The organism is Corynebacterium guangdongense, from assembly GCF_030408915.1.
In the GTDB taxonomy this organism is placed as follows: domain Bacteria; phylum Actinomycetota; class Actinomycetes; order Mycobacteriales; family Mycobacteriaceae; genus Corynebacterium; species Corynebacterium guangdongense.
This window is the reverse complement of the sequence record NZ_CP047654.1, coordinates 1,942,104-1,963,699: the sequence shown is the minus strand read 5'-3', so window position 1 is coordinate 1,963,699 and position 21,596 is coordinate 1,942,104. Positions and strand designations below refer to the sequence as shown.

Annotated in this window: 19 protein-coding genes and 1 tRNA gene; 12 read left to right on the top strand and 8 right to left on the bottom strand. The window is 69.0% G+C overall.

Annotation, left to right across the window (positions count from 1 at the left end; all coding sequences use genetic code 11):
- The first annotated feature begins 15 nt into the window (after positions 1-15).
- The 4 genes from CGUA_RS09235 to CGUA_RS09220 are packed head-to-tail and all read left to right on the top strand — an operon-like array spanning position 16 to position 4,165.
- Positions 16-1,191, top strand: coding sequence for a DegT/DnrJ/EryC1/StrS family aminotransferase (locus CGUA_RS09235; RefSeq protein ID WP_290194971.1), 1,176 nt, complete (start codon positions 16-18; stop codon positions 1,189-1,191).
- Positions 1,188-2,300: an ATP-grasp domain-containing protein gene (locus tag CGUA_RS09230; RefSeq protein ID WP_290194969.1), complete on the top strand. Its 1,113-nt coding sequence runs from the start codon at positions 1,188-1,190 to the stop codon at positions 2,298-2,300. Before CGUA_RS09235 ends, CGUA_RS09230 begins: the two co-directional genes overlap by 4 nt.
- Positions 2,301-2,326: 26 nt before the next feature.
- On the top strand, positions 2,327-2,839 hold the full coding sequence (locus CGUA_RS09225; RefSeq protein WP_290198365.1) for an ElyC/SanA/YdcF family protein: 513 nt from the start codon (positions 2,327-2,329) through the stop codon (positions 2,837-2,839).
- A gap of 27 nt (positions 2,840-2,866) precedes the next feature.
- Positions 2,867-4,165 carry a type III PLP-dependent enzyme domain-containing protein gene (locus CGUA_RS09220; protein WP_290194967.1) on the top strand — a complete coding sequence of 433 codons (1,299 nt, stop codon included), beginning with the start codon at positions 2,867-2,869 and terminating at the stop codon, positions 4,163-4,165.
- On the opposite strand, the gene CGUA_RS09215 is transcribed toward CGUA_RS09220, so the two are convergent.
- The gene (locus CGUA_RS09215) at positions 4,162-4,404 is read right to left on the bottom strand and encodes a hypothetical protein (protein ID WP_290194965.1); all 243 of its coding nucleotides are present in this window, start codon (positions 4,402-4,404) and stop codon (positions 4,162-4,164) included. The genes CGUA_RS09220 and CGUA_RS09215 overlap by 4 nt on opposite strands.
- A gap of 86 nt (positions 4,405-4,490) precedes the next feature.
- Positions 4,491-5,180: an aquaporin gene (locus CGUA_RS09210; RefSeq protein WP_290194963.1), complete on the bottom strand. Its 690-nt coding sequence runs from the start codon at positions 5,178-5,180 to the stop codon at positions 4,491-4,493.
- A gap of 45 nt (positions 5,181-5,225) precedes the next feature.
- Here CGUA_RS09210 and CGUA_RS09205 point away from each other — a divergent pair, with 45 nt between their 5' ends.
- Positions 5,226-5,891 (top strand): arsenate reductase/protein-tyrosine-phosphatase family protein, encoded by a 666-nt coding sequence (locus tag CGUA_RS09205; RefSeq protein ID WP_290194961.1) that lies wholly within the window; start codon positions 5,226-5,228, stop codon positions 5,889-5,891.
- Here CGUA_RS09205 and CGUA_RS09200 read toward each other — a convergent pair.
- Together CGUA_RS09200 and aceE are read right to left on the bottom strand one after the other, a co-directional pair.
- A complete protein-coding gene (locus CGUA_RS09200; RefSeq protein WP_290194959.1) occupies positions 5,888-7,108 on the bottom strand; it encodes an MFS transporter in 1,221 nt (406 codons plus the stop codon). The genes CGUA_RS09205 and CGUA_RS09200 overlap by 4 nt on opposite strands.
- 249 nt (positions 7,109-7,357) lie before the next feature.
- Positions 7,358-10,093 (bottom strand): pyruvate dehydrogenase (acetyl-transferring), homodimeric type, encoded by a 2,736-nt coding sequence (aceE, locus tag CGUA_RS09195; RefSeq protein WP_290194957.1) that lies wholly within the window; start codon positions 10,091-10,093, stop codon positions 7,358-7,360.
- A 613-nt stretch (positions 10,094-10,706) separates the two neighbouring features.
- On the opposite strand from aceE, the gene CGUA_RS09190 reads away from it, so the two are divergent.
- The 4 genes from CGUA_RS09190 to CGUA_RS09175 all read left to right on the top strand — a co-directional run bounded on the left by CGUA_RS09190 (position 10,707) and on the right by CGUA_RS09175 (position 15,486).
- On the top strand, positions 10,707-11,141 hold the full coding sequence (locus CGUA_RS09190) for a DUF3052 domain-containing protein (protein WP_290194955.1): 435 nt from the start codon (positions 10,707-10,709) through the stop codon (positions 11,139-11,141).
- A 102-nt stretch (positions 11,142-11,243) separates the two neighbouring features.
- Positions 11,244-11,319 (top strand) — tRNA-Val (locus CGUA_RS09185).
- Positions 11,320-11,611: 292 nt separating this feature from the next.
- Entirely contained in the window at positions 11,612-11,953 is a 342-nt protein-coding gene (locus CGUA_RS09180) for a DUF2599 domain-containing protein (RefSeq protein ID WP_290194953.1), read from the top strand.
- Between the two features lie 134 nt (positions 11,954-12,087).
- Positions 12,088-15,486 (top strand): bifunctional proline dehydrogenase/L-glutamate gamma-semialdehyde dehydrogenase, encoded by a 3,399-nt coding sequence (locus CGUA_RS09175; protein ID WP_290194952.1) that lies wholly within the window; start codon positions 12,088-12,090, stop codon positions 15,484-15,486.
- On the opposite strand, the gene CGUA_RS09170 is transcribed toward CGUA_RS09175, so the two are convergent.
- Genes CGUA_RS09170 through CGUA_RS09155 form a run of 4 tightly spaced genes read right to left on the bottom strand, consistent with a single transcriptional unit; the run spans position 15,483 to position 18,377 of the window.
- A complete protein-coding gene (locus CGUA_RS09170; RefSeq protein WP_290194949.1) occupies positions 15,483-16,094 on the bottom strand; it encodes a hypothetical protein in 612 nt (203 codons plus the stop codon). The genes CGUA_RS09175 and CGUA_RS09170 overlap by 4 nt on opposite strands.
- 42 nt (positions 16,095-16,136) lie before the next feature.
- Positions 16,137-17,135, bottom strand: a complete 999-nt coding sequence (locus CGUA_RS09165) for an SURF1 family cytochrome oxidase biogenesis protein (RefSeq protein WP_290194947.1) — start codon at positions 17,133-17,135, stop codon at positions 16,137-16,139.
- A 56-nt stretch (positions 17,136-17,191) separates the two neighbouring features.
- Complete coding sequence (locus tag CGUA_RS09160) at positions 17,192-17,707, bottom strand: low molecular weight protein-tyrosine-phosphatase (RefSeq protein ID WP_290194945.1); 516 nt, start codon at positions 17,705-17,707, stop codon at positions 17,192-17,194.
- On the bottom strand, positions 17,685-18,377 hold the full coding sequence (locus CGUA_RS09155) for an HAD-IA family hydrolase (protein ID WP_290194943.1): 693 nt from the start codon (positions 18,375-18,377) through the stop codon (positions 17,685-17,687). The genes CGUA_RS09160 and CGUA_RS09155 overlap by 23 nt, the downstream gene beginning before the upstream one ends.
- 40 nt (positions 18,378-18,417) lie before the next feature.
- On the opposite strand from CGUA_RS09155, the gene CGUA_RS09150 reads away from it, so the two are divergent.
- Genes CGUA_RS09150 through CGUA_RS09140 form a run of 3 tightly spaced genes read left to right on the top strand, consistent with a single transcriptional unit; the run spans position 18,418 to position 21,514 of the window.
- On the top strand, positions 18,418-19,563 hold the full coding sequence (locus tag CGUA_RS09150; protein WP_290194941.1) for a Nif3-like dinuclear metal center hexameric protein: 1,146 nt from the start codon (positions 18,418-18,420) through the stop codon (positions 19,561-19,563).
- Positions 19,564-19,573: 10 nt separating this feature from the next.
- Positions 19,574-20,308, top strand: a complete 735-nt coding sequence (locus CGUA_RS09145; RefSeq protein ID WP_290194939.1) for a zinc ribbon domain-containing protein — start codon at positions 19,574-19,576, stop codon at positions 20,306-20,308.
- A 6-nt stretch (positions 20,309-20,314) separates the two neighbouring features.
- Positions 20,315-21,514, top strand: a complete 1,200-nt coding sequence (locus CGUA_RS09140) for a bifunctional RNase H/acid phosphatase (RefSeq protein ID WP_290198364.1) — start codon at positions 20,315-20,317, stop codon at positions 21,512-21,514.
- Positions 21,515-21,596: the final 82 nt, after the last annotated feature.

Genomic DNA, 21,596 nt, shown 5'->3' with positions numbered 1-21,596 from the left:
ACCAGGGAGGCCCCCGTGACCCAGACCATCCCGAAGATCTACCTCTCCTCGCCCGACGTGACCAGGCTGGAGGAGGACGCCGTCGTCCGCGCCGTCCGCTCCGGGTGGATCGCACCGCTCGGGCCGGAGGTCGATGCCTTCGAGGCGGAGCTGGCCGCCTACTGCGGCCGCCCCCACGCCGTCGCCCTGTCCTCGGGCACGGCGGCGCTGCACCTCGCCCTGCTGACCCTCGGCGTCGGCCCCGGTGACGTGGTCCTCGCGTCCTCCCTGACCTTCGCCGCCACCGCCAACGCCATCCTCTACGTCGGCGCAGAACCCGTCTTCGTCGACGCCGACGACTCCGGCAACATGGACCCCGACCTGCTGGCGGAGGCCCTGGCGACGCTCCACTCCGAGGGAACGCCGGTCGCCGCGATCATCGCCGTCGACATGCTCGGCAAGGTCGCCGACTATGAGCGCATCGGCGCCGCCGCCGCCACCTACGGCGTCCCGGTCATCGCGGACGCCGCGGAATCCCTGGGCGCCCGGCGTGCCGGCAAACGCGCCGGTGCCTTCGGCGTCGCGGCCGCGGTGTCCTTCAACGGGAACAAGATCATGACCACCTCGGGCGGGGGAGCACTGCTCGTCGACGACGCCGCCACCGCCGATCACGTCCGCTACCTGGCCACCCAGGCCCGCCAGCCCGTAATCCACTACGAGCACACCGAGATCGGCTACAACTACCGGATGTCGAACATCCTCGCCGCCCTGGGGCGCGCCCAGCTCTCCCGCCTCGACGACATGATCGAGGCCCGGCGGCGACACCGCCTCGACTACCGGACCCTGTTCGCCAACATCCGCGGCGTCGACGTCTTCGGCGAACCCTCCGGCGCCGACGACCCGGACTCCGCCACCAGGGACAACTTCTGGCTGACCTCCGTCCTCATCAACCCAGCGACCGCGGGCTTCGGCGCCGCCGATCTGCAGCGCCATCTCGCCGCCGCCGGGATCGAGGCGCGGCCCCTGTGGAAGCCCATGCACCTGCAGCCGGTGCACCGCGGCCGCCGCGCCTTCGTCAACGGCACGGCGCAACGACTCTTCGAGACCGGGCTCTCCCTGCCCAGCAGCTCGGCCCTGACCGAGGCCGACGTCGACCGCATCGAGTCGGACATAACCCGGTTCCTCTCCGGGGCGAGGCAGGGGGGCGCATGAACATCCTCCTGTGCTCGGTCGGTCGCCGGCCCTACTTGGTGACCTGGTTCCGGGACGCGCTGGCGGCCAACGGGCTCGAGGGCCGGGTGATCGCGGCCGACCTCGACCCGCTGTCCCCGTCGCGGGCCTTCGCCGACGAGTTCCTCCCCGCGCCGCCGGTGGCGGACCCCGGTTATCGTCACTGGCTCGGCGACCTGCTGTCCGGGCGCGACATTTCCCTGGCCGTGTCCATCAACGACTTCGAACTGTCCGAATGGTCCCAACTGCCGCCCTCCCCGGAGTGGGCGCCGCTGGTCCGGCTCAGCGCCGACAGCCAGCGCCTGGTGGAAGACAAGTACGTCATGAGCACCACGTTCCTCGCCTCCGGGCCGCCGGCGCCACGGACCTGGCTGGGCGGGGCGGTCGATGCCGCCCGCGCGGAGTCCCGGTCCGCCGGGAAGGAACCGGGTTTCGTCGTCAAGGGGCGCTTCGGCAGCGCCTCCCGGGGCCTGCGCTTCACCGACGCCGACGGGTTGGCGGCCGCCGTCGCCTCGGCGGTCACCGAGGTCACCACCCGCCAGGGCCGCCCGGCCCTGGAGCAGGACGAGATCAACCCCCACGACCTCGTCATCGTCCAGGAGCGCATCAACGGGACCGAATTCGGCCTCGACGTGGTCAACGACCTTGACGGAAACTTCGCCGCCGTCCTGGCCCGGCGCAAGATCGCCATGCGCGCCGGGGAGACCGACCGGGCGGAGACCGTCCCCGCCGAGCGGTTCCATGCGGTGGCCGAGCGCGTCGCCCAGGCGGTCGGGCACGTCGGCAGCGTCGACGTCGACGTGATGATCGACGACGCCGACCCCGACCGGGTCGCCCGGGTCATCGACGTCAACCCCCGCTTCGGCGGCGGCTACCCGTTCTCGCACCTGGCGGGTGCCCGGGTGCCGCACGCCTACGTCGCGTGGGCCGCGGGACTCCCGGCGCCCGGGGAGTGGCTGCTCAGCGACGCCGGCGTCATCGGAGGCAAATACGTCGACGCCGTGGCGATCACGGGCCGGTGCACGTCGCAACATCAGAACCTCGAGCAGCGGGCGAACTCCGGAGGGCGGGGCGAATGTCCAGGGCAATGAGGCGGGTTCTGCGGACCGTGGAAATCATGTTCATCGGGGCACTGCTGGCGGCGGCGCTCTTCCTCGTCGTGATCGCCAATCCCCCGAAAACCGACCCGCAGGCGGCGGACGTGGTGGTGGTGATCGCTGGCGCGAGTGACGGCCGGCACGACATCGGAGCGAACCTCATCCACTCGGGGGTGTCCGACTCTCTGGTCGTGTCCAACCCGCACGGGCCCCGAGACCGGATCGGCTACCGGCTGTGCCACGGCGAGGGCGTCCCGGAAGGCACCGGAACCTGGTGCCTGAACCCGGTGCCGAGCTCGACCACCGGCGAGGCGCAGACCTTCCAGACCCTGGCGGACGAGCAGGGCTGGGAGTCCGCGGTTCTCGTCACCAGCCGCCTCCACCACCGCCGGGTCGCACTGAACTTCAACCGGTGCACGGACGTGGCCGTCCAGGTGGTCCACGTTCCCAATCTCACCCGCGACCACTTCGCCCGGCTGGCGCTCTGGGAGGCCGGCGGCTACCTGAAGTTCTTCGCCACCAACCCCTGTTAACGTCCACCCTTTCGAGGAGACACCGCAATGGCTAATTCACGACCGGAGGCGGGAAAACCGCCCACCCCGACCTGGGTCATCGACGAGGAGGTGCTCGGGCGCTACCTCGGCAATTTCCAGCGGGCGCTGGCCACCCACTGGCCCAATTCGATCCTCGGCTACTCCTTCAAGACCAACTCGCTGCCCTGGCTCATTTCCTACATGCGTGCGCACGGGGCGTGGGCCGAGACCGTCTCCAACTCCGAGTACGACCTGGCACTCGCGCTCGGCTTCGCCCCGGACCGCATCGTCTTCAACGGCCCGATCAAGGGGCGGGACCGCTTCCGCTTCGCGCTGCAGAAGGGGTCGATCGTCAACATCGACTCCAAGCGGGAGGTGGTCTGGGCGGCTGAGCTGGCTGCGGAGCACCCGGACCGGGAGTTCACCGTCGGCCTCCGCGCGAATTGGGATCTGCTGGCGCGCAGCCCCGGCGACACCGTCGTGGGCGGCCTGCGCGAGGGCAGGTTCGGGTTTGATCTGGGCAACGGGGAGTTCGACCGGGCCATCGCCGATCTGACGGCCGCCGGGGTGCGGGTGGCCGGACTCCACATGCACCGCAACTCGCTGACCCAGAGTGCCGAGGTTTTCCGGGCTTCGGCGGAGATGGCGGGGGAGATCATCGAATCGCGCGGACTGACCCCCGAGTGGGTCGACGTCGGCGGCGGCTTCTTCGGGCGGGAGGAGGGGCACCCCACCTTCGACGACTACGTCGCCACCATCCGTCAGGCCCTGGACCCGTTCGTCGACGCCACGCGCACCCGGCTCATCGTGGAACCCGGCGCCTCACTGGTGGCCGTCCCCTTCGAATTCCACGCCAGCGTCCTGGACACCAAGAAGATCAACGACACCACCTTCCTGGTCACCGACGTCAGCCGCACCGACATCGATCCGCTGTTCCGGCGACAGCGCGCCTTTGCGGTGGAGATCGACACCGAGTCCACCCGCATCCTGCCCGCCCAGGTCGTCGGGGGGTTCACCCTCATGGAGGACGACCGCATCACCGTCCTGGCGGACACCCCGGAACTCCAGGTGGGCGACCGGCTCGAATTCCTCAGAGTCGGCGGTTACACCATGTGCCTGCAGACCAACTTCATCGAGTTCCTGCCCGCCGTCCACGTCCGCAGCAACGGCGGCTATGTCCGGGTCCGTCGGCCCTGGGACGTCCGCGACGTTCTCCAGGGCAACTCCTGGCTGGAGGGAGACCAGCTCGTCGACGCCGACACGGCCACAGAACTGCCCGTGTTCCCGGCCGAGGAGCTTCCCGATGCTCGGCCGAACGCGACTTAGTCCGGCACGTACCCGGCCACGACGGCCGGGGCCGCCCGCGACTCGGTCGACTCGACCGGGGTGTCGTCCGGGCGCGCGAGAATAGCGATGATCAGCATGACAGCCACGAGGATGGCGACCCAGATGCCACAGCCTTCGGGACGGTCGCGGGCCTTGCGCTGGGGTGGCTGATCGTCGAAAGGCGTGGTCGGCGGGTTGGACGGGGGCGGGTTGTTCGGATCGGGCTGGGGTGTGGCCATGGTCCTCTCCTGTGCCTCGGAAATGGTCGTTGCCACCGAGGCTAGCGGAAAACACGGTGCCCCAGGACCGAATCCTGGCCGGGGATCTAGCCGGTGACCGTCGCGGGCCGGGGCGGGAAGAAGAGCCGGACCAGGGCGTAGGCCACCAGCCCGCCGAGCAGCTGGGCGCCGATGAACGGCAGCTGGGTGGCCGGGGAGATGCCGGCGAAGGTGTCGCTGAACATGCGCCCCAGGTTGACGGCGGGGTTGGCGACCGAGGTCGAGGAGGTGAACCAGTAGGCCGCACCGATGTAGGCGCCGACGGCCGGCCCCACGATGGCTGCGCGCTGGGTCCTCACCAGGGCGAAAATGACCAGCACCAGGCCCGCGGTGGCGACCACCTCCGCCACCAGGGTTCCCATGCTCACGCGGTCCTTGGTCGACAGCTCCGTGGGCACGGCGAACATCACGTTGGCCAGCACGGCGCCGACGATGCCGCCGGCGAACTGGGCCGCGATATAGGCCAGCATGTCCCCGGACCGGGCGCCGCCGCCGAGAGCCCGGTCGACCAGCGTGACCACCGGGTTGAAGGAGGCGCCGGAGACCGGCTGGAACACCAGGATGAGGACCGCCAGGCCGAAGGTGGTGGCCAGGGAGTTTTCGAGGAGCTGGAGTCCGACGTCGTCGGGGGAGAGCTGCTGGGCGGCGATGCCGGAACCGACCACCGTCGTCACGAGCAGGGCGGTTCCGAGGAATTCGGCGAAGCTGCGTCGCCAGAGAAGAAGAGTGTGATCCACCCGTTTACCTTGACTCATGCAGATACCTAAGTCAATATTGAGTCAATGAACCTTGAGCGAATTGGCCTCGGCGATCGGGTGGCCCGCTTGGCGGCGCTCGCGGACCCGGTGCGCCTGGGGATCGTCGACACCCTCACGCTCGGCGACGCCGCCCCCGTCGAGCTCCAGCACGCGCTGGGCGTCTCCTCCAGCCTGCTCGCGCACCACGTGCGCATCCTGGAGAAGGCGGGCTTCCTCACGCGGCACCGGTCCCAGGCCGACGGTCGCCGCTCCTACCTCCGCCTGGCCCCCGGGGCGGTCGACGGGTTGCTGCCCGCCCCGGAACTGACGGCGACCCGTCTCGTGTTCGTCTGCACCGGCAACTCGGCCCGTTCCCAGCTGGCCACCGCCCTGTGGCGCGAAGCCAGCGACATCCCGGGCGCATCGGCCGGTACCGAGCCCGCCGACCGCATAGCCCCCGGGGCCCAGGAGGTCGCGGCCCGCCACGGGCTGCTTCTCGACGACCGGCCGCGGTCGGTGGGGGAGGTGATCGGCGACAGCGACGTCATCGTCACCGTCTGCGACTCCGCCCACGAGGAACTCGGCGGTGCGCTGCACTGGTCGATCCCGGACCCGGTCGCGGTCGGCACCGAGGAGGCCTTCGACGCCGCCTACGAAGACCTGGCCCACCGGGTCCGGCGCCTGGCGCCACGGGTCCGCCGGGTCGGCTAGGCCCGGGGCTGCGCAGCGCCGCCGGTGTCGACGCTGCGCAGCCGCGAACCCGACACGTGGCGGCCATGCACCAGGACGTAGAGGAATCCGGCGAGCACGCAGATGACCGCGAGGAACGCGTACATCGTCCCGTAACTGGTGGCGGCGACGAGCATGCCCAGGAAGATCGGCCCGATGCCGAGGCCGAGATCCATGAACAGGAACATCGTGGAGATGCCCGTGCCCATTCGCTCGGGCTCGACCAGGCGCACCGTGATCACTTGACAGGCCGGCATGAGCGTGCCGTAGCCCAGGCCGGTGAGCATGCCGGCAGTGACGACCATCCAGTTTTCCGTTGCGAGGGAAAGGGTCACCAGCGCGATCACGAAGGAGGCCACGCCCAGGGCGATGACGACGTTGTCGCCGCGGCGGTCCTGGACTCGGCCGAGGATGAAGCGCATCACCAGCATGACCGCGGCATAACCGATGAAGAAGAGACTGGCGCCGACCGTGAGGTCACGTTCCACGGCATAGGCGTTGAGGTAGGTGATGACGCCCGCGTAACACAGGCCGATCAGCATCATGAACACCCCGATCGGGATGACGGCGGGGTGGGCGACGTCGGCGAGGTTGAACCGGCTCACTGGCTGTCGGAGCTCGGGAGTACGCAGCACCAGCGCGGCGGCCAGCGCCAGCACCGAGGTGGCGAAGGTGACCAGGAACAGGGTGCGGTAATCGAAGGACTCGACCAGGAACAGACCCAGTGCCGGACCCACGGCGGTGGCCAGGGTGGAGCTGAGCGCGAAGTAGCCGGTGCCTTCCGCGCGTCGGGAAGCGGGAATGACGGACTGGGCCATCGCCATCACCGCGGTGGTGGCGAAGGCGTAGGCGAAGCCGTGGAGTGCGCGGACCACGACGAGCAGCGCGAAGTCGTCGACGGGCAGATACAGCAGGCAGGCGACGGCCACGAGCACGGACGCGGTCACCAGCACCGGGCGACGGCCGACGACGTCGGTGACGTAACCGCAGAAGACGCGCGCGACCGTGGCCCCGATGACGAAGGAGCTCGCGGCCAGGCCACTGGCGGCCTCACCGACCGCGAACTCCTTGACCGCGTAGAGCGCGATCGTGGTGACCAGCAGGTAGAAGAGCAGGTATTGGATGAAATTGACCAGCCAGACGATGAGGAAGGTCGGGGTGACCAGTCTGTTCTCCCGGGTCGTACGTTCCGCTACCAATTGTCTCCCTGCTGAGTGTGCCTATCGATTTATCAGTGGGACACCATACTCCTTTGCTATCGGTGGGCGCGGGCGGGGTGTGCCATCCCGACAATGGTTGGTCGACAGTCGACCAAACATTGTCGGAACGTTCCGCCGGCCACACCGTTGCCACGGCAAGGCCGCCACCCGCGCCCTTCCGCCGGCCCCCCTGACCCCGGAAAACCGGAACGCCCGGCCCCACGAGGGGACCGGGCGTCGACGGGCGGGCTAGGCCTTGGTCGGGTCGTCGACGTGGTACTTCGCCGCGGCCGCCTGGGCGTAGGTGATGTCGATCTTGCCCTCGCGGGCCAGGCCGGTCAGGGCCGCGACCACCATCGACTCGGCGTCGATGTTGAAGAAGCGGCGGGCCGCCGGGCGGGTGTCCGCGAAGCCGAAGCCGTCGGCGCCCAGGGTGATGTACTGGCCCGGGACAGCCTTGCGGATGGACTCGTGCAGGTCGGAGGCGAAATCACTGGTGGCGATGTACGGGCCGGAGGTCTGCTTGAGCTGCTTGGTCAGGAAGGGCTCGGTCTTTTCCACCGACGGGTTGCGCAGGTCGGCGTCCGCGACGTGCTGGGCGTCGCGGGACAGCTCGGTCCAGGAGGTGACGGAGTAGACGTTGGCCTTGACGTTGTGCTCGTCGGCCAGCAGCGCCTGCGCACGCAGCGCCTGCTGCATGCCGATGCCGGAGGCCAGCAGGGAGACCTCGTTGTCGCCGATCTCGCCGCGGGAGTAGAGGTAGATGCCCTTGTGCAGGCCCTCGACGTCGAGGTCCTCCGGCTCGGCCGGCTGGGAGACCGGCTCGTTGTACACGGTGAGGTAGTACATGACGTCCTCGCCGCGGTCCGGGCCGTACATCCGGTCGATGCCCTCGCGGATGAGGTGCGCGATCTCGTAGGAGAACGCCGGGTCGTAGGAGACGACGGCCGGGTTGGTCGACGCCAGGATCTGGGAGTGGCCGTCCATGTGCTGCAGGCCCTCGCCGGCCAGGGTGGTGCGGCCGGCGGTGGCGCCGATGACGAAGCCGCGGGCCATCTGGTCGGCGGCCGCCCAGAAGACGTCGCCGGTGCGCTGGAAGCCGAACATCGAGTAGAAGATGTAGAGCGGAACCATCGGCTCGCCGTGGGTGGCGTAGGAGGTGGCCGCGGCGGTGAAGGAGGCGGTCGCGCCGTCCTCGTTGATGCCCTCGTGGAGGATCTGGCCGTCGGTGGCCTCACGGTAGGACAGCATCAGGTCATGGTCGACCGGGACGTAGTTCTGGCCGTCCGGGTTGTAGATCTTCAGCGTCGGGAACCAGGAGTCCATGCCGAAGGTGCGGGCCTCGTCCGGGATGATCGGGACGATTCGCTTGCCCAGCTCCTTGTCGCGCATGAGCTCCTTGAAGGTGCGCACGAGCGCCATGGTGGTGGCGACCTGCTGCTTGCCCGAACCCTTGCGGATGGACTTGAGCTTGTCCAGCTCCGGAACCTCGAGCGGGGTGTAGACGGAGCGGCGTTCCGGCAGGAAGCCGCCCAGCTCCTCGCGACGCTCGAGCATGTACTTGATTTCCGGGGCGTCCTTTCCCGGGTGGTAGTACGGCGGCAGGTAGGGATCCTTCTCCAGGTCCTCGTCGGAGAAGGGGATGTCCTGCTTGGTGCGGAACTGCTTCAGATCGTCCAGGGTCAGCTTCTTCATCTGGTGGGTCGCGTTGCGGCCCTCGAAGTTGTGTCCCAGGCCGTAGCCCTTGATGGTGTGGGCGAGGATGACGGTCGGCGCGCCGTTCTTGGTCTCCAGGGCGCGCTTGTAGGCGGCGTAGACCTTGCGGTAGTCGTGGCCGCCGCGGCGCAGCTCCCAGATCTCCTCGTCGGAGAGGTCCTCGACGAGCTTGAGGGTGCGGGGATCCTTGCCGAAGAAGTGCTCGCGGACGTAGGCGCCGTCGTTGGCCTTGTAGGTCTGGTAGTCGCCGTCGACGGTGGTGTTCATGACCTCGACGAGGGCGCCGTCCTGGTCCTTCTCGATGAGCTTGTCCCAGTCACGGGCCCAGACGACCTTGATGACGTTCCAGCCGGCGCCCTTGAAGAAGGACTCCAGCTCCTGGATGATCTGGCCGTTGCCGCGGACCGGGCCGTCGAGGCGCTGCAGGTTGCAGTTGACCACGAAGGTCAGGTTGTCGAGGTTGTAGAGCGGACCCATCTGCAGCAGGCCGCGGGACTCCGCCTCGTCCATCTCGCCGTCACCGAGGAAGGCCCAGACGTGCTGGTCGGAGGTGTCCTTGATGCCGCGGTCGTGCAGGTACTTGTTGAAGCGTGCCTGGTAGATCGCGTTCATCGGGCCGATGCCCATGGACACGGTCGGGAACTCCCAGAAGTCCGGCATCCCCTTCGGGTGCGGGTAGGAGGGCATGCCCTGACCCGGGCCCCTCGACACCTCCTGGCGGAAGCCGTCCATGTCGTTCTCGTCGAGACGACCCTCGAGGAAGGCGCGGGCGTACATGCCCGGCGAGGCGTGGCCCTGGAAGAAGATCTGGTCGCCACCGCCCGGGTGGTCCTTGCCGCGGAAGAAGTGGTTCATGCCGACCTCGTAGAGGGCGGCCGCCGACGCGTAGGTGGAGATGTGGCCGCCGACCTCGATGCCCGGGCGCTGCTGGCGGTGCACCATGATGGCGGCGTTCCAGCGGATCCAGCGACGGTAACGCTTCTCGATCTCCTCGTCGCCCGGGAACTCCGGTTCCTGGGTGGTCGGGATCGTGTTGACGAAGTCGGTCGAGTTCAGCGCCGGCAGCGGGACACGCTTCGCCGACGCGCGCTCGAGCAGGCGCAGCATGAGGTAGCGGGCGCGTTCCGGGGAGGACTCCTCCAGGAGTCCGTCGAGGGAGTCCATCCACTCGCGGGTCTCCTCCGGGTCTGCGTCATGCAGGTAGGAAGCGACACCGTCGCGGATCAGCGGGTGGTTGGAGTAGGCGTCCTTGGCCTGGGCGTCAGCCATGTTCTCATTCCTCCTAGGTGGTGGGAATTTCAGTAATTCAGCGTCCAATGAGGCCCCGGGTTCCGGTCGCCTCGCCCGCTCGACCCAGGGATTTCAGGTGCGCAGAAGCTCGGGCGGGCGCTGTTAACCCCCAAGAGTACGTCCTATCCGGGTCCGTGTGTGTACCGAGCTGTCCGATCCGGGGCAACTTTCGCGGCCCACGGCTGGCCGAAAAACGGCCCGCGTTTGACGGGCGTGCGCGCTATTAGGGCCACCAACAGCGCTTTTCTGTTCGCCAGGAGAACGGCTCGTCGGCAGGGCGCGGTTGAACCCGGGCGGGGGTGGTCTGATCATTTTGGGGGGCAAAGCTTAAGGGGCCCCGTCGGGGTCGGTGCCTGCGGGGGAGACCCGCCGACGCCCGGGCGCGTCCGCCCTCCGCCTGGCGCAGGCGGGGGTGTACGTCCGTCGGATTTTCGGGCGCTATCCCCACCCAAACGCAGAAATCCCACTTCGCTGCGAGTACGGTATTACGCGTGGGTCACATCTGACCCTTCATTAACCAGTATTTCACCCCGTGTGCACGCGCCGACAGGTGACCGTGGCCGGGGAGCTGACAGCAGGAGGAAGAGACACCGTGGTGGACGCCCCGAGCGTCGTCAATGACGGCGATGCCCAGGAGATCGTGAACAGGCTAGGAGTGAAGGCCGACATGATCGTCCAGGAGCTCGGTTGGGATGAGGACGCTGATTCCAACGTCTCCGAAGCAATTGAGGAGGCCATCGGCGAGGAGCTTCTCGACTACGAGACCGACGAGCTGTGCGACATCGTTCTGCTGTGGTGGCGTGAAGACGACGGTGACCTGGTGGACGCGCTCGTCGACGCCACCCGCAACCTCGCCGACAACGGCACCATCTGGCTGCTGACCCCGGCGCCGGGCAAGCCGGGCGCGGTCGAGCCGGGCGAGATCAACGAGTCCTCGCAGTTGGCCGGCCTGGTCTCCACCACCTCCGAGCGGATCGGACAGTGGCAGGCGGGCGCGCTGGTGGCCCGCGGCAGCTCCAAGAAGTAGGACGGCGCGCCGGAACACTGTCGCTGAGCAGCCGGTACGGGGGTCCGGCGGGTCCCGTGCTAGGATCTTTTTTTGTTCGCCGGTAGCGCGGACAAGCCCTAGGCGTCCTTAGCTCAGCTGGAAGAGCAACTGGTTTACACCCAGTAGGTCGGCGGTTCGAGCCCGTCAGGACGCACCAGTACAGACACCGGTCCACACGGAAAGTGTGGACCGGTGTCTTTGCTTTCCGTCCGTTAGGGGGTGCGTCACACTGGGGTCGGAGTTCTTGTCATTGTCGGCGTGGAACGACACCCGCGCACCTTATGATTGAGGTAGCCAACTGCAGGGGAAGCGCACCCGAATCCGTGCCCGACACCCCACGCCCCACCCGTGCCCGCAGTCGACTGCCGGGCAGCCTTCATCGGCATGCTGACACTCGATCGCACCCGGTCGTCGCCGGCGTCGACCGGAAGAGAAGAACGGAAAAAATCATGGGCGCAGTAGCCACGGCACTACTGATCAGCCTGGCCATGACGGGAGCCATGGCGGGGGCCGGGACGGACATCATCGACCACGCCACCGTCACGGCCACCAAAAACGGCAACGTCTGGCACGTGACCCCGACCCCGGAAGGCCGGGAACTCGGCTCCTCGGCCTGGTCCTACGACCCCACGGGGGAAATGGAGCTCCACGGAATACCGGCCACCGACACGATGGTCAACCAGCTGCGGTGCCACGCACTCTTCGTTCCCGACAAGACGGAGTGGCAGCTGGAGGAGGCCCGGCCGACGCGGACCATGTCCGGGGAGATGTCCTCCGGCTGCAATCCCTGAGAATTCCCCCATAAAGGGTCGTCGACGGAAAGGGTTTTCATACCTATCATGTGGGGTACGCGACAGGATCGCTGCCCGGCGCCACGCACCCTTGTGGCGCCGGGGTAGCGCCGACGACCCCAAGGAGAACCGCCATGACGAGCCCGAACAACCGACTTGTCGATCTTGAGGAGCGCATCCTCGCGCGAGCCGGACAGTGGCTGCAGGCGACGGAGGACGCGGCGTCGGCAAGCGATGACGCCCGCAACTCCGAGCTGCTGGCGGAGCTCCTGCGGCATCCCGACGGCGTGGCCTTCACGATGGATTTCGTCGATCGCGTCGCCCGCCCCGAGGACAACCGCGTGGCTGCCGCGGAGATGCGGAAAATGACGGAGGCGCCGGCCTTTCTGGGCCTGCTCAACCGCGCCATGTTCAGTCTGGGCTCGGCGGTGTCGAAGCTGGCCCCGGACGTGGTCATGCCGTTGGCGCGCGGCCGGCTGCGGCAGATGGTCTCGCACCTCATCTTCGACTCCGGCGGCTCGAACCTGGACACGCTGCTCGATAAGGCGGCGGACAGGGGCGTGCAGCTCAACCTCAACCTGCTCGGCGAGGCGGTGCTCGGTCACGCCGAGGCCGAGAGTCGGGCCCGCCGCACCGCCGAGCTCATCGAGAACCCCCGCGTCACCTACGTCTCGGTCAAGGCTTCCAGCCTGTGTGCGCAGCTCAACCACTGGGACGAGGACGGCTCCGTCGCCCGGCTCAAGGAGCAGCTGCGCCCGCTCTACCGGAAAGCCCAGGCCAACGGGACCTTCATCAATCTCGACATGGAGGAGTACAAGGACTTCGACGTGACGCTGCGCCTGTTCATGGAGCTGCTCATGGAGGAGGAGTTCCTCGACTACGAGGCCGGTATCGTGCTGCAGGCCTACCTTCCGGACTCGGTCGGCGCGCTGGACGCGCTCATCGACTTCGCCCACACCCGCGTCGACGCGGGCGGCGCCCCGATCAAGGTGCGCCTGGTCAAGGGAGCCAACCTCTCCATGGAACGCGTCGACGCCGAGATCCACGGCTGGGAGCAGACCCCCTACGCCACCAAACACGAGGTGGACGCGAACTACCTGCGTCTGCTCGACGTCGCCCTGCGCCCCGAGCACGCCGGTGCCCTGCGCATCGGGGTGGCCAGCCACAACACCTACACCCTCGCCGCGGCCCACGAGCTGGCCGTCGGCCGGGGAGTTCTCGATCAGGTCGACGCGGAGATGCTGCAGGGCATGAGCCCGGCGCAGTCGCAGGTCATTCACGAGGCTTTCGGCACCCTGATCCTCTACACCCCGGTGGTGGCCCGCGAGGACTTCGACGTCGCCGTCAGCTACCTGGTGCGCCGGCTCGAGGAGAACGCCGAGCCGCACAACTTCATCTACGCCCTCTTCGCCGACGACCAGGAAGCGATGGAGGCGCAGCGGGAGCGGTTCCGCCGCGCGCTCGCCGACGCCCACGACGTCCCCGCCGAACCCCGCCGCGGGCAGGACCGCACCCAGGAGTCCGGCCGCCAGGCGCCGGGGCGCGGCTTCCACAATGAACCGGACACCGACCCGGCCCTGGAGGTCAACCGTGACTGGGCCGTGGCTACGCTCGCCGCTCCGGGCCAGGAGGTCACCTCCCCGGAAATCGCCGACCTGCGCCTGGTCGACGACGCCCTCGAGACCGCCCGGCGGGTGCAGCCCGACTGGGCCGCGCTCAGCGGTCACGAGCGCGCGAAGGTGCTCGAGACCGTCGCCGACGAGCTCGCCGACGCCCGCGGTGAGCTCATCGCGGTCATGGCCCACGAGGCCGGCAAGACCATCGCGCAGTCCGACCCGGAGGTCTCCGAGGCGATCGACTTCGCCACCTACTACGCGGCCTCGGCGCGGGCGCTGGAGGACTACCAGTCCGTCTTCACCCCGCACCAGGTCACCGCGGTTATCCCGCCGTGGAATTTCCCCGTCGCCATCCCCGTCGGCGGCATGCTGGCCGCACTGGCGGCCGGTTCGGCGGTGATCGTCAAACCGGCGCCCCAGGTCGTCGCATGCTCGGAGGTCGCCGTCGCCGCCATCCACCGCGGCCTGGCCGCCCACGGCGTCGACACTGACCTGCTGCAGCTGCTGCGCGCCGACGAGGGCGAAGCCGGAAAACACCTCATCACCCACGTCGACAACGTCATCCTCACGGGCGGCTCCGACACCGCCGCCCTGTTCCGCTCCTGGTCGCCGCGCATGACGCTGTCGGCGGAGACCTCCGGCAAGAACGCCATCATCGTCACCCCGGCCGCCGACCCCGATCTGGCCGTCGCCGACGTCGTCGACTCCGCGTTCGGCCACGCCGGCCAGAAGTGCTCCGCCGCCTCGCTGCTCATCCTCGTCGGGTCCATGGGCCGCTCGGAGCGTTTCCTCAACCAGCTCGTCGACGCCACCCGATCCCTCCACGTCGGCCCCGGCACGGACATCTCCGTGCGCGTCAACGGTCTCATCGAGCCGCCGGGGGAGAAGCTGGCCCGCGGCCTGACCACGCTTGACGCCGGCGAATCCTGGCTGCTCGAGCCGCGCCAGCTCGACGAGGAGGGCCGGTTCTGGCACCCGGGCATCCGCGACGGGGTCACCCCCGGGTCCTGGTTCCACACCCACGAGTGCTTCGGCCCGGTGCTCGGTGTGATGCGCGCCCGTGACCTGGACGAGGCCATCGCCTGGCAGAACTCCACCGGCTTCGGCCTGACCGGCGGGATTCACTCGCTCGACGACGAGGAGATCGCCCACTGGGTCGAGCAGGTCGAAGTGGGCAACGCCTACGTCAACCGCGGCATCACCGGGGCGATCGTGCGGCGCCAGTCCTTCGGCGGCTGGAAGGACTCCGTCATCGGTGCGGGCGCCAAGGCCGGCGGCCCCAACTACGTCGCGCAGCAGGGCACCTGGACCGACGGGGAGCTGACCCTGCGCGACGTGACCCTGGATCCGGCGATCGAGCGCCGGCTGCGCGTCCTCGAGCGGGATCTTCCGGCCGAGGACGCGGCCTGGCTGCGCCGGGCGGCGGAATCCGACGCCCGCGCCGTCGACGCGGAGTTCGGTCGCCGACACGACCGTTCCGCATTGCGCTCGGAGGCCAACGTCTTCCGCTACCGACCGTTGCTCGACCCGCTGATCGTGCGCGTGGGGGAGGGCTGGCGCCTCCGCGACCTGCACCGGCTCATTCTCGGCGCGCAGGCGGTGGGCACCGAGCTGGAGATTTCTACGGCCCCCGAGGTCCACGCGGAGGTCGCCCGCGTCGCCCCGGCGGCCCGGGAGGTCAGTGACACCGGATTCGCCCGGGAACTCGACGCCGGCCGGGGCCGACGAATCCGCCTGCTGGGCGGCGCGGAGGAGAGGGTCTACGCCGCGGCGGTGCGCTCCGGCTCAGTCGTCCTGGACGCTCCGGTGCTGGCCGAGGGGCGTCGCGAGCTGCTGTCGATGCTGCTGGAACAGGCCCTCACCGTGACCACCCACCGCTTCGGCGTGCTGCGCCGGGTCGGGGGCTTCGGAGGCTAGGCCTCCTCGACGGCGGTCTGATTCTCGGCGTCGAGGGCGTCGAAGAAGGACCCGTTGTCCACCGGTGCCCACACCACGGTGCAGCGCGCCGACGCCCGGTCGAAGAGCAGATGCGGCACCGTGCCCTCGGGGGCGAGGGCACGGACGATCTGCGCCTCGGCGTCCTCGTCGCCGAAATCCGGATCCATGTCGAAGGACACGTCGACGACGTCCTGACCGAGGCGGTAGCTCAGCGAACCCGAGCACGCCGAGCCCGGATCGAAGATCACCCGGACGCCGCCGAGCTCATCCTCGCGGCCGGTGGCCGCCGCCACGTCGCGGACCAGCTCCACCAGTTCCCCTGCCGACAGGCGCGTGTACTCGACCGGGTCGACCCAGACGTGATCGAAGAACTGCTCGTCGTCGACGTCGCGCAGGGACAGCAGCACCGTCAACGGCCGGGCCCGCAGCCAGCGGAGGAGAACCGAGTTGCCCTTCTGCGTGACGTCGGCGAGCGAGGGCTCGTGGCGGGGGATGAAGCCGGCGGACTCCAGCGTCGCCAGGGCGGCCTCGAAGAGGCGGTAATCCGCCTCCACCGCGTCACCGGACATCTTCTTCATGAGAGCCATGCGTCCAGGGTAATCAAGCGGACGGGCAGCGGGAGGGTGGCGTCAGTAACGCTCGCGCTCGCGCTTGGCGAAACCCTCATAATGGTCGCGCTTGGCGTCGCCGTAACGGTCGCGGACGTTGCGGGAACGGACGACGGTGTGCACGTCCGGGTCGGATTCCAGCCAGGCGTCCGAGTCGCGCTCCGGGGCCTCCCCGGCGTCGTCTCCGGCGTCGGCGGCGTCGAGCACCTCGGCCATCTCGTCCTGCTCGTCACGGGCGCGGCGACGCTCCTTGAACTCGGCCCACACGAAGTAGATCAGTCCCAGGGGGGCCATGACGCCGAAGGCCAGCCACTGCAGCCCGTAGGAGAGGTGGTTGCCGCGGTCGAGCATCGGCACCGGCATCGGGTTGAGGCCGCCGGGCTGGTCCGGGCTGAGCTGGATGTAGTCGTTGCCCAGGTCGGTTCCGGTCAGGTCGCCGATTTCCTCGGTGCTGACGGTGTAGACCTGCGTGAAGCCCTGTTCCTGGAGCGGGGCCTTCGTCCCCGTCGGCTCGCCGAGACGCAGCATGCCCTCCAGCGTGACGGCGCCGCCCGGCGGGTCCGCGAACTCCGGGACGGTCACGCCGTCACCGGAGGCCACCCAGCCACGGTGAACCAGCAGGGTCTCGCCGGAGTCGAGCTGGAAAGGCACCAGTGACTGGAAGGCCGGCGTCTTCTCCACCGGCCGCAGGCGCAGGAGCACCTCGTCCTGGGTGAGGTAGCGGCCGGTCGCGGTCACCCGCGTCCATTCCTGCTCCGGCGTGATCGAGCCGTTCTCGTCGACCACCTCGGTCACCGGGACCGGGTCGGTGGCGTAGGCCGCCTCGATCTGCTCGTTGCGCGCGACGAGGGCGTCGTCCTTGTTCAGCTGCCACGGGGCGAGGAAGGCGAAGGCCAAATAGGAGAACGCCACCACCAGGACGGCGGTGATGAGCCATCCGGGTGTGAGCAGCCGCCGCCACCAGCTTTTTTGCTGCTGACCGCGTCTGCCTGCGTACCGGGACCTCGTCGAGCTACTCACACCGCGCAGTCTACCCATCAAAAGAATGATTCCCTAAGCCCCGCGGGCCGGGGGAGTCACCGGTTCAGTTGCGCGCGGGCCCAGTCGAGGATGCCCGGGACGGCGGCTTCAATCTGCTCACGGGTGGTGATGAAGCCCGCCGGGCCGCCGAAGTAGGGGTCGGCGACGGAGGCGTCGGGTCCGGCGGCGGGATCGAAGTCGCGCAGCATCCGCACCTTCTCCTCCGCGGCGCCCGAGGCGACGATGAGGGAGGAGCGGTGGTTGGTGTCCAACGCGATGATGAGGTCGGCGGCCAGGGTCTCGGGTCCGACCTGGCTGGCGCGGTGATCGGAGCCGTCGTAGCCGTTGTCGGCCAGCTCCCGCAGTGCCCGTTCGTCGGCGCCCTCGCCGACGTGCCAGTCGCCCGTGCCCGAGGAGGAGACCCTGATCAGCCCCTCAAGTCCGGCCCGGGCGACGGCCTCGGTGAAGATGACCTCCGCCATGGGGGAGCGGCAGATGTTGCCCAGGCAGACGAAAGTCACGTGCAGCGGCTCGGCGCTGAAATCCCGGTTATCCGTCGATGGTCCAGTCATGGACGACCTCCTTGAGTTGGTCCGCGTCGGTGACGCGGAAGCGGGCGGACTGCCATTCCCCCTCGTGGCCGTAGCCCCATTCCGTGGCGACGGCGTCGATGCTGAAGTGTGCGGCGCCCTGGATGTCGTAGGAGCGGTCGCCGACCATGAGGATCTCGTGGCGGCGCTCGTGCAGGCCGAGGGAGTCGAGGACGTGCGCGATGACCTTCTCCTTCGTCCTGCGGGGACCGTACTCCTGCGCGGCGCCGAGGAAGTCGAGGTCCTCGATCAGCCCGGTGCGCTGAAGGATCCGGCGCGCGAAACCCTCGCCCTTGGAGGAGGCCGTGGCCAGGTAGTAGCCCGCGGAGCGCGCCCCGGCGAGGAAGTCCGTCATGCCCGGGAAAACCTCCGCCTGGGCCCAGCCGCCCCCGGAGGTGAAGTCCATGTAGGCGTCGAAGCCGCGGCGGACGGTGGCGTCGTCAAGCCCCAGGGCGGCGAGCGTGTGCTCCATCGGCGGGCCGGCCAGCCGGGCCAGGAACTGCTCGTCGGGGTACTCCACATCGATCGTGTCCAGGGCGTGCAGGAACCCCGCCCGGATGCCGGGGTAGGAGTCGAGCAGCGTCCCGTCGATGTCGAGGAAGAGAATCGACCGGCCCTCGGGCGGGGTGCGGTCGGAGAGGAAATCGTCCATGAGCCCAGTTCTACCCCAGGAAACCGTAGGATGGGGTGTCATGACCACCGTTGCAGACATCGTCGACGTTCTTGAGACCGCCTACCCGCCTGCCCTGGCCGAAGACTGGGATTCCGTGGGTCTGATCTGCGGGGACCCCGCTGACGAGGTCACCCGCACCGCCTTCGCGCTGGAGGCGACCGACGCCGTGGTCGATGAGGCGCTCGCCGCCGAGGTCGAGATGCTCGTCGTCCACCACCCGCTGCTGATGCGCGGCGTCGACACCGTGGCGGCCGACACGGCCAAGGGCCGCATCATCCACCGGCTCATCCGCGGCGGTTGCGCGCTCTTCGCCGCCCACACCAACGCCGACTCCGCCCGTCCGGGCGTCAACGACCGGCTCGCCGAACTCGTCGGCATTGTCCCCGGCCGCCCCATCAAGCCGAAATATCTGGACGCCTACGACCACTGGGGCGTCCACGTCCTGGGCAAGGACGCCGAGAAGCTCAAGCGCGCGCTTTTCGACGCCGGCGCCGGGACCATCGGCAACTACCACGACTGCGCCTACGAGATCACCGGGGTCGGCCAGTTCACGCCCCACGAGGGCGCCGAGCCGACCGAGGGCACCGTCGGCCTGGCGCACCGCTCGACGGAACTGCGCGTGGAGTTCGTCGCCTCCCGGCGTCTGCGCCACCGGCTCCTCACGGTGCTGCGGGAGGAGCACCCCTACGAGGAACCCGCCTTCGACATCGTCGAGATGGCCGACGATACGGACCTGGACAAGGCCTACGGCCTCGGCCGCATCGGCGAGCTCCCCGAGCCGATGACCCTGCGTGACTTCACCCAGCAGGTCGCCGACCGTCTCCCCGAAACGACCTGGGGCGTGCGCGCCGCCGGCGATCCGGACGCGATCATCCGCACCGTGGCCGTCTCTTCCGGAGCCGGCGACTCGATGCTGGCCACCGTCGCCCGCATGGACGTCGACGTTTTGGTCACCTCCGATCTGCGCCACCACCCGGTCGACGAGCACATCCGCGCCGGGGGCTGCGCCGTCATCGACACCGCCCACTGGGCCAGCGAATACCCCTGGACCAGCCAGGTCGCCGAGATCGTCTCCCGGGACGCGGGCACCGAAACCCTGATCATCCCGACCCGCACCGACCCGTGGACGGTATCCGCGCACCGGACGCCGAGCCGCACTCGATAAGGTGGTTTCCATGAAACTAGACCGCGCACTCCACCCCGTCCTGCTGGACCTGGCGACCACGCAGCGCAAGCTGACCGTCGCGCCCGAGGCCCTGGTGACCCCGGAACAGCAGGAACTGGAACGACTCCTGCAGGAGCAGAAGGAAATCCGCTCCGCCGCGTCCTCGGCCCAGATGGCCGTCGACGACATGGAGCTCGACATCCTGCGCATCCAGGAGGACGAACGCAAGCTGCGCCGCCGTGAAGCCGACAACAAGCAGAAGCTGCAGAGCGAGACCGACCCGGAGAAGCGCAAGGACCTCGACCACGACCTCTACGCGACCAAGTCTCGCATCGCCGACCTCATGAGCGAGCTCAAGGAATGTCACAACGAGATCGCCGCCCTGCGCAACAACCGCGACGTCCACGGCGCCCGCGTCGACGACGTCGCCCGCCAGATCGAGCTCGCGGAGCGCGCCGCCGAAGCGGCCAACGGTGCCTCCGCGCACCTGCAGGACCCGCAGGCGCGTATCGCTGAGCTGCGTGCCCAGCTGCCCGCGGACGTGCTCGCCGCCTACGAGGATCAGCGCGTCGAGAACGAGGTCGGCGCCGCCTTCTTCAACAAGCGCACCTGCGGCTCCTGCTTCCTGGTGCTGCCGGCGGCCGACCGCACCCGCATCAACAACGCCCCCGCCGACGAGCTGCCGCAGTGCCCGAACTGCGGGTCCTACCTCGTGCGCAGCATCGGCGTCGGTGAGTCCGCCTAGATGTCTTTGAAAGTCAACGTCTTCGCCGACGGCGGTTCCCGCGGCAACCCGGGCGTGGCCGGCTCCGGCACCGCCGTCTATGACGCCGCCACCGGTGACCTGCTGCGCGAGATCGTCTACGTGGTGGGGCGCAAGTCCACCAACAACGTCGCCGAGTACCACGGCCTGCTCCGCGGGCTCGAGGCCGCCGCCGAGCTGGGCGCCTCCGAGGTCTACGTGTTCCTGGACTCCAAGCTCGTCGTCGAGCAGATGTCCGGGCGTTGGAAGATCAAGCACCCGGACATGCAGAAGCTGGCCATGGAGGCCCGCCGTCTGGCCCAGCAGTTCGACCGCGTCGCCTACACCTGGGTGCCGCGCGCCCAGAACACCGTCGCCGACAAGCTCTCCAACGACGCGATGGACGCCGCCGCCTCCGGCCACGAGCCGGGCATCGTCGGCGGGGCGTCGGCGGCGGAGCTCGCCCGCGCCGATTCCGGGGCGCCGGCGGGCTCCGCAGCCACGACCCTCTTCACCAACGGCAACGGCGACACCTCCCTGCAGGAGCACCAGGCTACCACCGCCTGGACCGGGGCGACCCACCAGCCGACCCGTCTCATCCTGCTGCGGCACGGCCAGACCGAGATGTCGGCCGCCGGCGTCTACGCCGGACTGCGCGACGTGCCGCTGACCGATCTGGGTCGTCGCCAGGCGGAGGCGGCCGCCGAGGTGCTCGTCGGCCGCGGCATCGACGTCGTCGTCTCCTCGCCGCTCTCGCGCTGCACGCAGACCGCCGACGCCGTGGCCACGCGCCTCGGCCTCACCGTCGAGATTATCAATGACCTGCGGGAATGCGATTTCGGCGACTACGAAGGCAAGACCTTCGACGAGGCCGACGCGATGGACCCCGCCTACCACCAGGCGTGGGTGACCGACTCCGCGCTGGCCGCGCCCAACGGCGAATCCAACGAGGACGTCAACAAACGCGTGCGTGCCGTGCGCCGCCAGCTGGAGAAGCGGTATCCGGGCAAGACGGTGCTGGTCGTCAGCCACGTCAACCCCATCAAGTCCTTCCTGCGCCAGGCCTTCGGCGCGGGCAAGAGCTTCTACGCCAAACTCTTCCTGCCCCTGGCCGCGATCAGCGTCGTCGACCTGTTCGGCAGCCAGGCGCCGGTGCCGATGGTGGTGCGCTCGGTGGGGGAGTACCAGCATATCGAGGGGCTGAAGTAATTCCCGGGCGTTCGTCGCGCAGGGCCGCGCCCGGAAACCGCGGTCTCTTTCGAGACGAACACCGATCTGCGGGGCCTGCCCG

Excerpts from the sequence above, each read along its gene's own strand:
- CGUA_RS09230 (WP_290194969.1), top strand. The coding sequence starts at position 1,188 with ATGAACATCCTCCTGTGCTCGGTCGGTCGCCGGCCCTACTTGGTGACC.
- CGUA_RS09225 (WP_290198365.1), top strand. The coding sequence starts at position 2,327 with ATGTTCATCGGGGCACTGCTGGCGGCGGCGCTCTTCCTCGTCGTGATC.
- CGUA_RS09220 (WP_290194967.1), top strand. The coding sequence starts at position 2,867 with ATGGCTAATTCACGACCGGAGGCGGGAAAACCGCCCACCCCGACCTGG.
- CGUA_RS09215 (WP_290194965.1), bottom strand. The coding sequence starts at position 4,404 with ATGGCCACACCCCAGCCCGATCCGAACAACCCGCCCCCGTCCAACCCG.
- CGUA_RS09205 (WP_290194961.1), top strand. The coding sequence starts at position 5,226 with ATGAACCTTGAGCGAATTGGCCTCGGCGATCGGGTGGCCCGCTTGGCG.
- aceE (WP_290194957.1), bottom strand. The coding sequence starts at position 10,093 with ATGGCTGACGCCCAGGCCAAGGACGCCTACTCCAACCACCCGCTGATC.
- CGUA_RS09180 (WP_290194953.1), top strand. The coding sequence starts at position 11,612 with ATGGGCGCAGTAGCCACGGCACTACTGATCAGCCTGGCCATGACGGGA.
- CGUA_RS09175 (WP_290194952.1), top strand. The coding sequence starts at position 12,088 with ATGACGAGCCCGAACAACCGACTTGTCGATCTTGAGGAGCGCATCCTC.
- CGUA_RS09170 (WP_290194949.1), bottom strand. The coding sequence starts at position 16,094 with ATGGCTCTCATGAAGAAGATGTCCGGTGACGCGGTGGAGGCGGATTAC.
- CGUA_RS09160 (WP_290194945.1), bottom strand. The coding sequence starts at position 17,707 with ATGACTGGACCATCGACGGATAACCGGGATTTCAGCGCCGAGCCGCTG.
- CGUA_RS09155 (WP_290194943.1), bottom strand. The coding sequence starts at position 18,377 with ATGGACGATTTCCTCTCCGACCGCACCCCGCCCGAGGGCCGGTCGATT.
- CGUA_RS09150 (WP_290194941.1), top strand. The coding sequence starts at position 18,418 with ATGACCACCGTTGCAGACATCGTCGACGTTCTTGAGACCGCCTACCCG.
- CGUA_RS09145 (WP_290194939.1), top strand. The coding sequence starts at position 19,574 with ATGAAACTAGACCGCGCACTCCACCCCGTCCTGCTGGACCTGGCGACC.